We start from the raw sequence: 16069 nt of genomic DNA, 5'->3' as shown, positions 1-16069 counted from the left end.
TTGGGCAACCAATTTTCCTAAATTGGTCTGAATTAACCAAACTTTTGACGATATAGCAATGAAAAATCGATATTTTTAGCAATGGTTGGAATTGATTTCAAGATTGGTCTACGTTAGATGCATACTTAAACCTGCTGCTATTCGGAGATATTTATGGCTAATTTTGTGATCGATGCACCCGAGAGTGTTGCCCTTCCAGTTGCTGGCACCGATGCACTCTTCCCGGTTCGGCGGGTTTACTGCATTGGAAGAAACTACGCGGCACACGCTATCGAAATGGGGCATGATCCAGACCGAGAACCGCCTTTTTTCTTCCAAAAAAATCCGAATAACCTCGATCCTTCGGGTAAATTCCCTTATCCACCGCACAGCTCGGACGTACACCATGAGGCTGAAATGTATGTCGCGCTAAGATCAGGCGGTACAAACATCTCTGTTGATCGGGCGTTGGACCATGTTTTTGGCTATGGGCTTTCCCTCGACATGACACGTCGTGATCTTCAGGGTCAGATGAAAAAAATGGGTCGTCCCTGGGAAATTGGTAAGGCCTTTGAGCGCTCCGCACCATGTGGACCAGTTCACAGGGCATCAGAAGTTGGTCACCTCGACAAAGGTGCATTGAAACTCACCGTAAACGGAGAAACCCGGCAAGAAGGAGACCTCAACCAAATGATATGGAAGGTCCCTGAAATGATTGCCTACCTGAGTGAATACTTCGAACTTGCGGCGGGCGACGTGATCCTTTCAGGAACGCCTTCCGGCGTTGGTCCAGTTACGCGCGGCGACGTAATGGTATTGACCATTGAAGAGCTCGACAGCCTGACGGTGACCGTAACTTAGCGAAGTACCTGCCGGACTTGTGCCAAAAACGAACTGAAAGTCTAGTACAACGGATCCAGGATGCCGCAACTAATTGCTGATTTGATCACGCCGCACGAAGATACTGCCAATTCCATTGGCGCTCCCGGTAGATCTTGGTTGAGCTATCGAGGATTAAGGGAACTAAGCAGCCGGATCGCCGAAGCTTTGCACCAAATTGGAGTGGGTCGAGGAGACCGCGTGGCAATCGTATTGCCAAACGGCCCGGAGATGGCCACCGCTTTCATAACCATCTCACAAGTGACTACGACGGCGCCACTTAACCCAGCCTACACCCAAGAAGAGTATGCCTTTTACCTTAAAGACCTGAATGCCAAGGTGCTCCTTGTAGACGAAAAGGAAGACGGTCCCGCTGTCTACGCCGCACAGGAACTTGGAATTGGTATCCTGCGGATCGCACATGACGTATCCGAGCCGGCCGGAGAGTTTTCCATATTGCCGAGCGATCCTATTGGAATCGCGGACACATCTTCGCCAAATGAAGACGATGTCGCGCTTATCCTTCACACTTCTGGAACAACCTCACGCCCGAAAATAGTGCCGCTGACACAGGCCAACATTTACGCTTCGGCGCGAAACGTAGCTTCATCCTTGGAGCTGAATTCTGACGATTGTTGCCTCAGTATTATGCCACTTTTTCATATACATGGGCTAATTGCAGCTGTCGCCGCTTCTGTTGGTTCTGGGGCTCAAATAAGTTGTACTAATGGCTTCAACGCGCTCACTTTTTTTTCACATGTAGCAGAGGTCAAACCGACTTGGTACACGGCAGTACCGACAATGCATCAAGCGATACTTGCTCGATCCAAACGCAACCAAAGTATCATTGAAAATTCGAGATTGCGCTTTTTGCGCTCTTCATCCGCTTCGTTACCGGCACCAGTGATGGAAGAGCTTGTTGAAACTTTTGGTGCGCCAGTAATCGAAGCTTATGGAATGACTGAGGCCGCGCATCAAATGTGCTGCAATCCGCTTCCCCCCCGGCTTCAAAAACCCGGATCAGTTGGAATACCAGCTGGCCCCGACGTCAGAATCGCGGATGAGGTCGAAGACATCCTGATTGCTTCAAACGAAATCGGAGAAATAGTAATAAGTGGCACGAACGTGACACTTGGTTACGAAAGCAACCCTAAGGCAAATTCAGAAAACTTCTTCGAAGCGGATGGAAAACAGTGGTTCCGTACTGGCGACCAAGGTTCATTTGATCAAGAAAACTACCTTTGGCTAACTGGTCGACTGAAGGAGATAATCAATCGAGGTGGCGAAAAAATCAGTCCACTTGAAGTTGATGCAGTACTACTAAGTCACCCCGATATTGTTCAGGCCGTTTGCTTTGTCGTTCCCCACGAAAAATTGGGTGAAGACATTGCTGCGGCAGTGGTTCTTGCCGAGGGTGCGATGGTAAAGGAAAAAGATATTCAAGATTTTGTTGGGTTTCACGTTGCTAAATTCAAAGTACCGGCAATCGTAATAGTGCTCGATGAAATTCCAAAAGGCGCAACCGGAAAAGTCCAAAGGATTGGTTTGGCTGAAAAACTTGGAATTGCAAAGGTTCAGATATGAAGATTTGTATCTTTGGTGCCGGTGCCATAGGAGGTTATGTAGCTGCAAAACTCGCTCAGACCGACGTTGATGTGAGCGTCGTAGCTCGCGGTGCACACTTGGCTGCGATACAAGAAAATGGGCTGACCCTTCTTGAGGAAGAGCACAATCCGATAAATGTAAAAGTGAACGCTTCCGAAAACGCAGAGGACTTCGGGCCACAAGACTATGTTTTTGTAACTTTGAAAGCGCATTCGGTTCCATCAGTTGTAGGGGCCATGCAGCCGCTGATATCAAACACCACGACCATTGTAAGCGGTGTAAACGGAATACCCTGGTGGTATTTCCACAAACTGGATGGCCCGTACGAAGGTACCAGGCTTAAGTCTGTCGATCCAAAAAATACCCAATGGGATGGTCTCGGGCCCGACCGGGTTTTGGGGTGCGTGGTGTATCCTGCGGCAGAGGTCATCTCTCCTGGCTTAATCAAGCATGTAGAAGGCAATCGCTTCTCTTTGGGCGAGCCCGATGGCTCCAAGTCCGAACGCTCCACTAGACTTTCGGCTGCGTTAGCTAGCGCAAAACTTCGCGCGCCAGTGCGCCCCCGCATAAGGGATGAAATTTGGTTAAAACTCTGGGGGAACTTATCGTTCAATCCCATTTCCGCGCTGACGAAAGCAACACTTGATGTTTTGTGTGCTGACCAAGGAACTCGAACAGTAGCGCGTCAGATGATGCTAGAGGCGCAGGAAATTGCGGAAACCCTAGGAGTTAAATTTCCGATTAGTGTGGAAAAACGTATTGATGGTGGCGCTGCCGTCGGTGCCCACAAGACATCAATGTGGCAGGATTTAGATTTGGGTCGGCCAATGGAAATCGACGCTTTGATCACCTCAGTGCAAGAACTAGGGCAGCTCACTGGCACACAAACTCCCACAATTGACACTGTTGCATCCCTTATAAAGCTAAGAGCACGAGTTGCTGATCTTTATTAATCCCCATTTCGGACGGTCTTGTCAGAAGAACTTCGCTTGAGCGGGTCAGGCCGGTTTGCGCCCAGTCGTCAACAAATAAAAGTACTCGGTAAAAGTTACACTGCCCATCAATTCGTGTGCTAGGTCATGGTTTCGTACCGTGATGGTGTCGTGAGTTGCTGTCGAAATGGATGTTATTGCCTTCCCGGCTTTAGGAGATGGAACGGCACCTCGCCAATCGAATGGCTTAAGAAATCAAGACACAAGTAAATCGAACAGCCCAAGTACAGTTATCCGAAGTGAAGGTTCTGGAAATCCAGTCGCTGAAAACGGAAATGACCGGCAACTTTGTCCGCGAAGCGGAACTTCCAGCAGTTTTCTTGAATGACCGCTTTCCGCAGAAGCAGACGTTCAAGCCTACGAAATCGCGGCGACGTTTTGCGATGTCTGCTTTCACCAAGACCGGACGTTCAAGATAACAGGGTCTATGTCCGAGTTGCGGACTTAGCTGCCGTTCGCCTCGGCGCAGCAATATTTCGACAAACACAAGGTTCATTTGGTGACAAAACCGATGCAGGTGAGCTCGTGGTCTGAGTGAGGCCGAGCTTTTCTATTCGCACATATTTTTGCTTAAGAAAGCAGCACTCTTGCTTCCAGACGTGAAACCATACCCCTTGAACCTGCTACAGTGCCGTATCGTGTGATGCCGATAGTCCAATGCTCGGAGCGCCTGAGACATACTATCGACCTGGTCATCATATTTTCCTTTCGGAAAAGCTGCCACTTCCGCTTTAAAGGCCTCCAACCAATGCGCGGCCTTGGGCAGGCGCACTTCACCCGCCTCGATTTTTGCGGATTGGGCGATCATCCGCTCCACCTTGCCTTTTTCCGGTGAGAGCCAGTTTGCCTCTGGGGCTCCCTTCTTCACAAGATCAGGCTTGAGGGACAGTCCGGTTACAGCTTTCTCGATAACGATCAGGTTCGGCTTCCATTTCTTGCGCAAAAGAACTGCGGCATCGACGATTTCCGGGTAGAGACACTGTTGGCGATGCACGTCTAGCAAGTCGACATAGTTGCCAATGATGCCCCAGGTTGTGCAGACGGTATAGTCGTTCGAATCGCCTGGAATGGCCGCTGTGTCCCAGCTTTGAATCACTGCCTCGTACTGCGCCCGAGGCAGCAGCTTTTCGTAGGTTTTGAACCATTCCAGTTTGACGAGATTACCGCCCGGCAGAACGGGATGCTGCTGATATTCGGCTTCAAAAGCCAACGTTCCGATCTCTGCTTTGATCGCGGCAAGCTCCTCCAGACCGACGCGATCCGGGTCCAGTGGTTCACCCGGAAACCGGGTGTATTGCATGTTATCGCCGAGGTCGAACGTTTGCTCTTCGATAGTGATCGCCGGCATGCTCACGACTTCCCAATTGCCGGTCTGCCGCAAACGTCCCAGAAGATCGTCTTCATGCAGGCGTTGACCGACCACGACAATTGCGCCGGTTTTGGGATCGTCCAATCGTGTTGCAATGGTCTCCTTGTAGACTTGCCAGGCCGAGTCTCGCGCTGTCTGAGAATGTGTGTCCTGGGCCTTCAGAACATCGTCAAGAATGACGATGTCGCCTCCTTTGCCAGTCAGCGTGCCGCCCATCGAGGTCGCAATCCGAAACCCTTTCTGCGTCGTGTGATACTCGGCAACAGCGTTTTTCCCGGGGTCCAGAGCAAGCCCCGGAAAGTTTGCCTGGTAAAATGGTTCCTGCATCAGACTACGGCACTTCAGACCGAACGATTGAGCCAGATCCTGCCCGTAGCTGATGCACACGATGCGTTTTGTCGGATCCCGCCCAAGGACCCACGCGGGAAACGCAACGCTGGCGATGGTTGATTTCAGATGTCGCGGCGGCAGTTCGATAATCAGACGGCGGACTTCGCCTCTGGCCACCCGCTCCAGAGTACAGCACAAGGCTCGGACGTAATGCGCGGAAGACAGCGATCGGCCCGGGTTCAAAGTTCGGAACGACCGGCCCAGAAACGACCTCAGCCGCGACCGGATTAGCACTCTGTGTACATCATTCGGAACCATCAGAGCCTCCTGCCGAATGTGCCCGACGGACCTCATCCAGCCAGTCGAGTTCTTCCATCAACGACGCGTAATCGTCGTCATCAAACGGAACCTCTGCCACCGCGGCGGTTGAGCACACGTTGAGCCTTGAGCGTCAGAGCTTGGTCATTTCGATCAAAGTCAGGATCAAGGTGGTGCCTTGCACGATACACAAACGGCTCGGCATCATTGAAGTCAGTTAAGACCAACACGATCTGATCTTGGGTTGGGTAACTGCCCTCCGCGATGATCTTTAACAAAGAGAGAACGCCTCGCGGAGAAAAGTAAATCAGCCTCAGCGTACTGATTAAATCACGAATCCTTTTTTGCTGGCGTTGATCACTTCGCTGAGCCGAATCGACCCGTGCGAGATCTGCAAGTTCCCTGGCGCCCTTAAGCAGTTCAACAAGTGATATGACTTCCGTTCGCGAGACCCGCCATTCAATTCTAGATTGCACGAAACCCAACAGGGAATCGCGCCGATTCCATGACTCAACCCTTCTCCACAAAGTTTCAAGCAACATGCTGTTATTAAAATATTTTCAATCCACCTCCAATCTTACCACCCTAGCAATAAAATCCATAAAACTTGCTGAAACTAAATAGCTAAAACCCCCGCGCGACTTTTCCTTCTCGAAATTCTTCCCACCAGCGCCCTTGAAATTACCTACATTCACGTCCTTAAAACAAACGTGACTTGATGATTGCAGGCTACAACATTCTTTGCACTACGCTGTTCCACCTAGTCTAGGCGCACAAATATCCGCTTGCGCCTTTGTCTGATTTACATTTCTGACGCGATATACAGAGGCGCGCGGCATTAAACTTTGTTTCGCGGCAACTCCCCAATTGAATACCGATCCGGGCCGTGCATGGGCTGCAATGCAACTAGATACCTTCCCTTAGATGCATGGCTCGGCGCATCTCGTTTTCGTTGAAAGTGCTTGAGAGAGCGCCGCAGTAAGTGCTGGCGACCTGATCGGCGATACTGCGTAGCGCGGCCTGACTGAGACGAACATGAAAGCCGTCTTGCAACTGGTTTCCGACGCTAGAACGAAGCAGGAAGTTGAAAGCGCACAGAGAATCATTGTGCAGAATGGGTAAAACAAATCTGCCATCGCATTCGGATATTGCGCGGTGCAGGGCCGCGACAAACTCGTACGCAGACCAAGAACCATTAGCATCTTTCAGCATAGACATGTCGTCAAACTCAGAAGGTCGTTCGAGTGGACGACGCGGGGTTCCATTTAGACTAAAGGCAACGTCAAACGGCGTTTCCGCGAGCCAAACAAGATATCTTTCGATGTACTCCAAGAGTTCGTTACTGCCGTGTCGGGCATGTAAGCTTTGATGGACTCGAATGATGATCGAAGAGAACAGCGTGAAGGTTTGCGTCAATTCGTAATCACGGCGCACGCTCGGGAGCATAGACCACATGCGTTCGACAACGGTAAACTCCAATTGGGCCGGCGTCATGTCGAATTCTCCTTTTGGATCTGATCAAGGCGACACTCAGTACCGCTATGCTTACCTCATGTTGTGGCGTCACTCAGACCAGCTTTAGCGGCTGTGAAGAGTTCGGATCGGAACGCTCGCAAGCGATCAGCCAATAAAATGGACTTTGCAATTATCGACTTCGCGTCGCTGATAGTGTGGACAAGTTGAATAGATATTAGGTTTTGTTTTTTTCGTGACGAAAGCAAACAAGAGAAGTCACAAACCGCAGGAATCAGAAGGTGCCCATCCACCGTATTTCCGCCGCGTGCGAGCTCGAACAGCCCAGCTTTTACCGCCAGTACCCGAGAGATCGCCACCATGTCGTCAGGAATTTTAGCAAACTTTCGCGAAGCATATGGGTTTCGAAGAGAGGTTTTCATTCTGGTTAGTTTAGTACCGAGATAGCGCCTATTGGAAGGGTAACCGCGATTGCTTTGGCATTCAATTCATCCATGACACCCCGCGGGCATCACTTTGGACCTGAAAGAGTGTCCATTCTGAACTCAACTGAGTCGTTTGACTATTTTTCCCTTGTGGCTGGTGAATGCCGCCGAATGGTCGTTTATCAAAGAAAACCTAATTCAGTCTTGAATAACCGCCTCGCGAGACTTCAGACGCTAGCCAAGAATTCGACAATTGCCAGCTTGCGGACAAAGCAGCCATTCGCTGCACAGCGGTGTCGCGAATGCGCTCGAACGTTAGCGAGCTCACCATATTTCTTTGTGGAGACCACCAATTTCTTCTTTTGTCGGAACACGAGGGTTGTTGTTCGGCGATCCTGTTTCAAGAGCTTGCTGCGCCATTATCTCCAACATGGCCTCATCGGCGTCATGCCCCAACGCTCTCGGCGACGGCACCGCTAGATCGGTGTTCAGGCTGCGTAATCCGTCGACCAATTTGGCGCAAGCGGTGGCATCTGTATCCCCATCTTCGGCCATGTCCATAATCCGCGCGCGGGCCGAATAGCGTGCAGGTGCAGCAGCTACTGAAAAAGATGTTACGGTCGGCAAAAGCATTGCATTTGAAAGTCCATGGGCCACATGAAAGTGGGCGCCTATCGGACGGCTCATTCCGTGCACCAAAGCAACTGAAGCGTTGGAAAATGCCATTCCCGCCTGAGCCGCCGACAGTGCAAAGGCATCGGTATAGGGAAAGGCACGGCGGCTGACATAGGCTTCAATTGCGTGGGTCAGACTATCGACCGCTGTGTTGGCTGTGATTCTTGCAGGTTTTGTCAGGCTGAAGCTCCAGTCGATGATTGCCGCTGTCGCGACGCAGGCTAGCCCTGAAAGGTAATAATTCTCCGGGCTCTCGGTGTCCGTGATGACACACCAACGCGTTAACACAGAACCGGTGCCACCCGTTGTAGGTATTAAGATGATGGGCACGCCGCAGCGGTCGATTTGAGCAGGCTCTTTATAATCCCGCACATGCTCTGAGTTCACGCTCATGAACGAAACCGCCTTCGCCGTTTCCATAGGACTGCCGCCCCCAAAACCGACTACACAGTCGTAGTCACCCGACTGTAGGGCGGCGAGCCCGGCGTCGACGCACACATCTGTCGGGTCTTCAACGACCTGATCAAAGAGACCCCACACCATGCCTGCGCCGTCCAAAACATCGGTAAGTGTCGACAGATGCAAGTTCGCCACCTTGGCGTCGGTAATAATCAACGGTCGCGACAACCCCAGTTGTTCAAGAACCTCTGCAGTTTCTTTGGCCGCGCCGCCAATCCGAATAATGCGAGGCGATTGCACTCGCCCGAGGGTACCGGTGACCATAAGAAGCTCCCCTGTAACCACAGAAACCTGAGCGTTCAAAGCGAACAAGAAAATTCGAGGCCGGGCAACGGCCATTCCTCCTTACGCATTTAGACCAAATTCTCCGACCTATTGCGCAATAGCCGGTTCAAAAAAGAAAGTTCTTGATCGGATTCGTAGCGGCTAAGCGTTATAGCGCGATAAATCCCGTTCAGCTGACTGTTTAAGAACGATTACAAGACCTTAATGCTGACAATGCCAACAACTGCCTTGCGGACGAAACGGACGTCGCCGACGAAGCGAAACCAGCCACTACTTCGACTTCAGAAAATAGATGGCGGGGTGCCGAGGTTGTTTCACCCCGCGCAACACTCAATCGAGTGTATTCTTGTAGACCACGCCATCTTTCATGATCAGACGGATGGTATCAAAGCCGCGATCTCGAGGAGCGGCATCAAACCATTGCGGGTTGGCGCCCAAGACTGACAAATCCTCTAGCGGGTTGCCATCTACAAGCAGAATATCTGCGTAGGCACCGGCTTCAATGACGCCCAACTTGTTTGGGTACGGATTGCGTCTTCCCGTCAGTTGCGCGAGTTCGCCGCCCGTCGAAGTCGCGGCAACGAGGAACCCATGATTTCCGAACAACTCGGCAAAATAGTATTTCTCGAAGTCTCGATGTGCCCGTCCAAACCCGATCGTCGACAAAACCGTGTCGACGTTATGCACGATCTTCGGATTGTACTTCTTGATGTAAGAGACGAGATTCTCCGATCCTTCAAGATACGCTTCAAGTTTCGGTTTTACTGTCGGCATCGCATAGTTTGGATGGCCCAAAAGTTGCGGGTCCATTCCCGCGACATTCAACGCCCAGAAAATACCTTCATCCGCGATCCGCTTCACGGTTTCCTCGGTAACCATCTGGCCGTGTTCCAGAGATTTGACCCCTGCGTCCAATGCCATGGACACGGTTTCATCCGTATAGGCATGCACTGTGACGTAGGTGTCAAAGAAAGACGCTGCTTCTACCGCTGCAGCAATCTCGTCGACGCCATAGGCAATTGACCACAACGGGTCGAGTTCAGAGGAAACCCCGCCACCTGCCATGAGTTTCAAAAAGCTAGCGCCATGAGCAAAATTCAGTCGCGAAGCCTTGCGTATTTCGTCAATCCCATCCGCAACGTATGACATGTTGAGCCTAGCGCCCATATCCTCAGGAATTGTTTCAAACGACCTTTGAACCGGGTTGCGCCAGTCGCCGTGTCCAGATGTCGGCCCAATCGCAGCACCCGCCGTGTAGATGCGAGGTCCCTCAACGACGCCTTGATCGATCAATTCACGCAGACCACTCCCCATTCCGCCCGTATCGCGTATCGTCGTGTACCCATCATACAGGTAGTCGGCAGCGTTCTCTGTCGCAACGGCACCGATTTGGTCCCATTTTGCAGCCTGCAGTCCGGCAAAAGTCTGAAAGACGCCAGTAGCATAGATATGCGTATGACTATCGATCAATCCCGGCATCAGCGTTCGACCGCCGCCGTCGATGATCCGCGCATTTGCGACCGCAAGCGGCTCAGCGGATACCTCCGCGATGAGGTTGTCCACAACAAGAACGTTGGCATTCTCGATCCGCTGCTCATTGACACCATCGAAGACGTGGACGTTCGTGAAAAGGATCGGAAAGTCTTCTTCTTGCGCAACGCCTTGTGACGCCGAAAGTCCCACAATGACAAACGCCGAGGCGGCCGCAACGGTCTTGAGTGATGCAGATGGATGGAATTGGACGCCCATCAATATATCTCCCTGATTTGTAAATTCTGACCTTGAGTGTAGGTTAGCAGAAAGTAGAGAATTCACGTGTTGTCATTTTTGGACAATTCCGAATTTCTCAGTCCAGTAAGGATAACTCATTGAACAAATCCAAGACTGCACTAACGACGCTTCCTGTGATGCAGTCGAAGTTTCTGGCCGAGGTCATTGACCGAGCCTGTAAGTTGGGTGCGGATCGCAATCAAATATTGAAGGGGTGTTTGCTGCGACCGACAGTCTTTGATGAGCCGAGCCAATCCATTCCGAGCGCCTGCGTCTATCTGGCCTCAACGCAGGCAGCGGTTCTGTCGGGAAATCCTTACCTTTGCGCGGAGATCGGACGAGAGTATGAGTGGAGCATCGGCTTCGTGCCTCCGACCACCATGAGCAACACGCCCAGCTTGGGTGATCTGCTGGTGGCCTGGATGCATTTTGTTGAGACAGTACAAGTCTCGATGCGCTACCAGCTCATAGTTGATGCAGAGCGCGCCAATTTAGTCGGCAAACGCTTCCTCAAGGCGTCGCAACCGCCCGGGCAAGCCGACGCTTGGGATGTTGTTGCATGGTCGGAAATGCTGAAAACGAGATTAGGAACAGTTTGGGATCAAAGCGACGTTGAAATTCATGTGTTTGATCCTCACGCTATCCCAGAAGAATTGGTGCCGTCATCCAATGTGAAGAAAGGCGATGCTTGGGGGCTGAGGATGTCATTCCCAGCAGCTTGGCTTATGCAACAATCCCCGTTTCCCAGAAACACTGAGCCGGATAATACTTCCATGCAGCAACAACCGCTGGACTTGGTTGCGCTGTTTCGGGTGTTTGACTATTCTGATTGGCCCGGTTTGGACGGGCTAGCCGAGTTCGCGGGGACGCATCCGAAGGCGCTGCAGAGAGAACTCGCCCAACACGGCACCAACGGCGCGGAACTCATTGATCGCGCAAAGGAGCATCTCGCTGATCTTTGGTTGAGAGAAGAAATACGCACCATCACTCAAATCGGACGGGACCTGGGGTACAAGAATGCCAGCGCATTCACGCGCGCCTGTCATCGCTGGTTTGGCGCCTCTCCTGAGAAACTGAGGCGGCGGTATGCTCCAGTGGCGCAGGAGCAGTTTGCACCTTTCTGAACTGGTTACTTAGGGTTCAACTCGGACACCTGTGTCATTTGGTCAGGTGTCCGGTTCCACACAGCGGGCAGACATTGAGGCCGTTCGGGGTGATCTAGTTATTGAGTTCTCACCCATGTCCGTTAGCATTAATGCAATACAAATAACACCAGAAACTTAATTCAAAGAATGATTGGCAATGAAACGTGACACCATTTATTCTGTAAATTACAGATTGATTAACGGAAATTATCTGTCGATCCCGAACTAGCTGCGAAATTCTTTCGCGCCAAGAACGACTCGAAGACGCCGGACGATTTCACTAGGAAAATTTAGGAAAGAGTTTTTGTATTTTTAAGAAAATCCATTGAGTAACTCAGCACCGCTCACAGAGTGTGAAATAGCCATAATTTTGAAAAATTTTGATATGTGTATTTTTTTAGCCACAAATAAAATAGGAATTTATTTTAAGCTTTGCTCCGCCCCATTTTTGACTATGATTTTAGAAAAACATAAAACAACAGCAGTTAGTACAGTAAAAGAGAAAACCATGAAAGCGCGTCTGCCAAACTATTTTTCATTTAGTCAAGCAAATGACTTGGTGAGAATTGGAAGGCAGAACGATGGAGGTTATCTGGTTTCAATGTCAGATATTGAAAAATCCGATTTATTAATTGGGTTAGGAATTTGTGATGACTGGAGCTTTGAAAATGATTTCATAAGACATAAAGATGTTGAAGTCATTGCCTACGACGCTTCCGTAAATTTTCGCTTTTGGCTCAAGCGTGTATTTGTCGAGACTATAAAAAACTCATTTAGCCTTTATGGCGTAAAAAAGTGATTTCATATAGGAAGTTTTTCAAGGAAAGCGTAGGCACATAAAGAAATTTTTTTGGCTATCAACACTTAATGAATCTCATTGCACATTTTTCGAAGTTTTAAATGAAGCAGGTAATAAAAACGTTTTTCTAAAAATTGATGTTGAAGGCTCTGAGTACCGATTCTTGAGTGACATCTTGAATAATGAAGACAGAGTTACCGGTATGGTTATAGAGTTGCATGATTGCGACATTCATCTGAATGAAATTCAAGAATTTATAAGAAAATGTGGACTAAGTTTAGTTCATATAAACGCAAATAATTACGCCCCAATTAGATTGGATGACAATTTACCATTAGTTCTCGAGCTAACTTTTAGTAAACACGCAGAACTTTCAAACTCTTGCACGTTGCCTCACAAATTAGACATACCAAACAATAAAAATTCACCAGAATACGAACTGCTAATAAGTGATAATATCTGATTCAGTTCGAAGTGGTCATTTAAAAGTTTTGTTGGCTCTCTAATTTGAGACAGAATTTTTTTGTTTATCAAGTCGCCGTAACACCCAGTACTTTTTTACGCAATTCAGAATTTGGCTTAGTAGTTAAAAGAAACATATTGAAAAACTATTGCGCGATAGAAAAAAACTGATACTGTTTAATTTTCAGAAGAGTTGCACATGCGACTACGCAACAAGCTTGAAAATGGTAAGAGATTATTTGCACCTACTCATGCAAAAAAATGCAACAAAACATCTCACATACTCCTGATGAAATCAAAGGCCAGTGGTTTGTAGGTCGCCGGTAAGTATACCCTAAAAATCCACACCAAGCGTGGACCAACTCGCCAAGCAATTTATCGGTTCCGCGCCGATACGACCGCAAAGGATATGACAAAACAGGCAGTATCACGCACCATAGCGGGCTACCGAGGCCAATCTATGCGTCGGCCAATTCAACAACGTCTGACAATTCGACGGCAACATCTTCTGTGCCCCAATCTGTCGCGTCGAAGGTTTCGGATGCGACGACCTTTAGATCAGTATCGACTTGAAACTTCCCCTTTACGTTCGGAAGTCCAAAGTCGTCGTTCTTTTGAACCTCAGCCAAGCCAATCTCGCGAGCCCTTTCTGGGCTGCTAGCTTCTACTTCAAGGATGGCTATGCAATCAACTGACAAGACTGCGCGGTAGTAAACTGGAACTGAGTATTTTTGCATCTGGATTACCTTTGAACTGAACCGAAGGTTCCGCACCCCTGCATGTTCTGTAATCTTGTATGGGCATAAAATTAGCTGACCGAGCCGCTAAACAAAAGCCTTTTTAAGCCAACCCAAAGATCAATGGATTTTTGAATTTTCGGACGATGCCGCCATTCGTTGCGCTACAGGAACCGCAAGTCGTTTCAACCACGGCAATCTTCATTTTAACCTGAAATCTCAGCCGGGCGCATTCGCGCTTGAGTCAGATCAGCATCGCGGTGGCAGTCGCGATTCTTCATAAACGAGCTCCTGTATCGGCCAACTTAGGCGTCGGACCATCTGGCGAAAAGTTCACGCTTCGCTGCGGCATATTCCACCCTGCTCGATCATAGCCATTTCCGCGTAACATTGGGCTTCGTTTTTGGGACCAAAGGCGAGTGACCGCTTTGCGAACTAAGCGGACCGTGTTTGCTGTCCAACAAGTAACTGCTTTGGACAGCAAGTACCGTACCGATATAGGTCAGTACATTGTCTGGCGGTACTCTCGCTCCAGATTTTCGTCCAACCTAAGTTGCTCCTCGGGATCGGAAGGCGCGACAGATGTTTGATCCAGTATGATCTTCATTAAAGAAGGAACGTCCTCACGATTCTGATGCTGACTTGGATCCCAAAGGTTTGATCGGCGAAGGGCTTTCGCACAATGAATAAAAACTTCATCAACATGCACCGCGATGGCAATTTGGGGAACACGTCCATTTACGGCCATCGTGGAAAGCAGGTCGGGATCACGCGTGAGTTCCGCGTGACCATTTACCCGCATAGTGTCATCAAATCCGGGCACTAAGAATAGCAGGCCAACTTTGGAATTGGTCAGAATATTTGAAAGCGTATCTAGCCGATTGTTACCCGGTCTGTCGGGGATCAAGAGGGTCTTGTCATCCAATATCTTTACGAATCCGCGGGGATCACCTCTGGGACTTACGTCTGCGGACCCATCCGGTGATTGCGTTCCGATGCAAACAAATGGAGATCTTTCAATAAACACCCGGGCGTGATCATCGATATGTTTTAAACACTTTTTGACAGCAATTTCCTGCGTTGCTGAGAATTGCGACCTCAGATCACTTTCACTACGAACTAGGAAGGCAGTATTGAGTTTGCTGTTTTTGGGCATCTTACCTCCAAATACTGCTCAGATAAAAACCAGGGAACAATGTGTTTCGGTGAAAAGCTTAAGGTGCGAGTGGGCAAGGAGGCAAGTTGCAGGACCGGTCAAATTGGGCTCGATGCGTTCATCCTCGCAATTTTGTTAGATGTCCGCTCAAGGGTGGATAGCAGACCTAGGTTTTCAAAGCGCCAAGGTCTACTCTTAGAACAAAGCGACCGTCTACTGCAGTGCGGTCCTTCCAATCCAACGACAGGGCTATCACTTCGAAATATCGATTATTGACCGCAAACGGCGAGTACCAGATTCTTAGATCTGGTCTTCTTCGAAAGGCCTTAATCTTTTTCTTGGCAATATTTGGCCCCCGGACTAACCGGGGACTTCAATTTCGCCCGATGCACGGTACCAACTAGGGAAGTAGTACCGTGTCGATTGCGTGGATTACGCCGTTGGAAGCTGTAATATCAGGAGAAATGACGTTTGCTCCATTAATTTTTACGCCGTCGGTTCCATCAGCTGTCAAGGAGCCACCCTGAGCGGTTGTAAGCGAACCCTTCTGCCCGGCCAGAGAACTTGAGGGGAAGTTACCGGGAACGACGTGATACGTTAGGACAGAAACAAGCTGGTCCTTGTTTTCCGGTTTCAAAAGGTCATCAACAGTACCGGCTGGAAGGGCAGCAAAGGCTTCATTGGTCGGAGCAAATACTGTAAATGGACCGTCACCTTGCAATGTTTCCACCAATCCTGCAGCTGAAACAGCCGCCACAAGTGTCGAGAACTGGTCGCTGGACGAGGCTACATCGACGATATCATCCCCTCCGGTGGAGCATCCTGCAACAAGGGCAATCAGGCCCGCAGCAACGGTTGATTTCAGAACAAATCTACGATTCATGGGTGTTTCTCCTTTTGTTCTCGAGTCGGTCCTACGAACCGATTGAGCCAGTAGATATCATTTCCGCGGCTAAACCATTTCTTACGGCACACTATAGGCCCGGTTGCCAAACAACGATCTTTTGGTTCTTGGTTTAACCCAATCAAGATTCGGACAGTCCTAGTTTTATGGTTTGTGTCTGAATTTCTGACGTGGAACTGTTTCGCTATGGGTAACATTGAAGACGCAAATTGTTGTTTTGTCCACTAAGACGATTCCAAATTCGCAGTAAATTCGACAAAATCCCAATTTCGTTTCCCCCATTTTAAACAAGCGCTAATTTGTTCTG

15 protein-coding genes are annotated in these 16069 nt (G+C 49.5%); 6 read left to right on the top strand and 9 right to left on the bottom strand.

What is annotated here, in order from left to right:
• Positions 1-153 precede the first annotated feature (153 nt).
• From GOV45_RS11155 to GOV45_RS11145, 3 genes are read left to right on the top strand one after another with little or no spacing between them, the layout of a single operon-like run.
• Positions 154-840, top strand: coding sequence for a fumarylacetoacetate hydrolase family protein (locus tag GOV45_RS11155; protein WP_170477403.1), 687 nt, complete (start codon positions 154-156; stop codon positions 838-840).
• Between the two features lie 60 nt (positions 841-900).
• A complete protein-coding gene (locus GOV45_RS11150) occupies positions 901-2442 on the top strand; it encodes an acyl--CoA ligase (RefSeq protein WP_170477400.1) in 1542 nt (513 codons plus the stop codon).
• Complete coding sequence (locus GOV45_RS11145) at positions 2439-3416, top strand: 2-dehydropantoate 2-reductase (RefSeq protein WP_170477397.1); 978 nt, start codon at positions 2439-2441, stop codon at positions 3414-3416. The genes GOV45_RS11150 and GOV45_RS11145 overlap by 4 nt, the downstream gene beginning before the upstream one ends.
• A 589-nt stretch (positions 3417-4005) precedes the next feature.
• Here the strand turns inward: GOV45_RS11145 and terL are convergent.
• From terL to GOV45_RS11115, 6 genes are all read right to left on the bottom strand, one after another.
• Positions 4006-5472, bottom strand: coding sequence for a phage terminase large subunit (gene terL / locus GOV45_RS11140; protein ID WP_170477394.1), 1467 nt, complete (start codon positions 5470-5472; stop codon positions 4006-4008).
• 80 nt (positions 5473-5552) lie between these two features.
• Positions 5553-6014: a hypothetical protein gene (locus GOV45_RS11135; protein ID WP_170477392.1), complete on the bottom strand. Its 462-nt coding sequence runs from the start codon at positions 6012-6014 to the stop codon at positions 5553-5555.
• Between the two features lie 364 nt (positions 6015-6378).
• Complete coding sequence (locus GOV45_RS11130; RefSeq protein WP_170477389.1) at positions 6379-6966, bottom strand: hypothetical protein; 588 nt, start codon at positions 6964-6966, stop codon at positions 6379-6381.
• A gap of 56 nt (positions 6967-7022) precedes the next feature.
• On the bottom strand, positions 7023-7367 hold the full coding sequence (locus GOV45_RS11125; protein WP_170477387.1) for a hypothetical protein: 345 nt from the start codon (positions 7365-7367) through the stop codon (positions 7023-7025).
• A 327-nt stretch (positions 7368-7694) separates the two neighbouring features.
• Positions 7695-8843: an iron-containing alcohol dehydrogenase gene (locus GOV45_RS11120; protein ID WP_254447978.1), complete on the bottom strand. Its 1149-nt coding sequence runs from the start codon at positions 8841-8843 to the stop codon at positions 7695-7697.
• Positions 8844-9119: 276 nt separating this feature from the next.
• The gene (locus GOV45_RS11115) at positions 9120-10538 is read right to left on the bottom strand and encodes a metal-dependent hydrolase family protein (RefSeq protein WP_170477384.1); all 1419 of its coding nucleotides are present in this window, start codon (positions 10536-10538) and stop codon (positions 9120-9122) included.
• A 119-nt stretch (positions 10539-10657) separates the two neighbouring features.
• Here GOV45_RS11115 and GOV45_RS11110 point away from each other — a divergent pair, with 119 nt between their 5' ends.
• The 3 genes from GOV45_RS11110 to GOV45_RS23605 all read left to right on the top strand — a co-directional run bounded on the left by GOV45_RS11110 (position 10658) and on the right by GOV45_RS23605 (position 12966).
• Positions 10658-11683 carry an AraC family transcriptional regulator gene (locus GOV45_RS11110; RefSeq protein ID WP_170477381.1) on the top strand — a complete coding sequence of 342 codons (1026 nt, stop codon included), beginning with the start codon at positions 10658-10660 and terminating at the stop codon, positions 11681-11683.
• Positions 11684-12029: 346 nt separating this feature from the next.
• Positions 12030-12503, top strand: coding sequence for a hypothetical protein (locus tag GOV45_RS11105; RefSeq protein WP_170477374.1), 474 nt, complete (start codon positions 12030-12032; stop codon positions 12501-12503).
• A 37-nt stretch (positions 12504-12540) separates the two neighbouring features.
• Complete coding sequence (locus tag GOV45_RS23605) at positions 12541-12966, top strand: FkbM family methyltransferase (RefSeq protein WP_170478108.1); 426 nt, start codon at positions 12541-12543, stop codon at positions 12964-12966.
• Between the two features lie 457 nt (positions 12967-13423).
• On the opposite strand, the gene GOV45_RS11095 is transcribed toward GOV45_RS23605, so the two are convergent.
• From GOV45_RS11095 to GOV45_RS11085, 3 genes are all read right to left on the bottom strand, one after another.
• Positions 13424-13702 carry a hypothetical protein gene (locus GOV45_RS11095; protein ID WP_170477373.1) on the bottom strand — a complete coding sequence of 93 codons (279 nt, stop codon included), beginning with the start codon at positions 13700-13702 and terminating at the stop codon, positions 13424-13426.
• 502 nt (positions 13703-14204) lie between these two features.
• A complete protein-coding gene (locus GOV45_RS11090; RefSeq protein WP_170477370.1) occupies positions 14205-14858 on the bottom strand; it encodes a pyridoxamine 5'-phosphate oxidase family protein in 654 nt (217 codons plus the stop codon).
• A 400-nt stretch (positions 14859-15258) separates the two neighbouring features.
• Positions 15259-15741, bottom strand: a complete 483-nt coding sequence (locus GOV45_RS11085) for a fasciclin domain-containing protein (protein ID WP_170477367.1) — start codon at positions 15739-15741, stop codon at positions 15259-15261.
• Positions 15742-16069: the final 328 nt, after the last annotated feature.

Origin of the sequence: Ruegeria arenilitoris, assembly GCF_013035425.1 — a bacterium.
In the GTDB taxonomy this organism is placed as follows: Bacteria; Pseudomonadota; Alphaproteobacteria; order Rhodobacterales; family Rhodobacteraceae; genus Ruegeria; species Ruegeria arenilitoris_A.
This window is presented reverse-complemented; position numbering and strand designations above follow the sequence as displayed.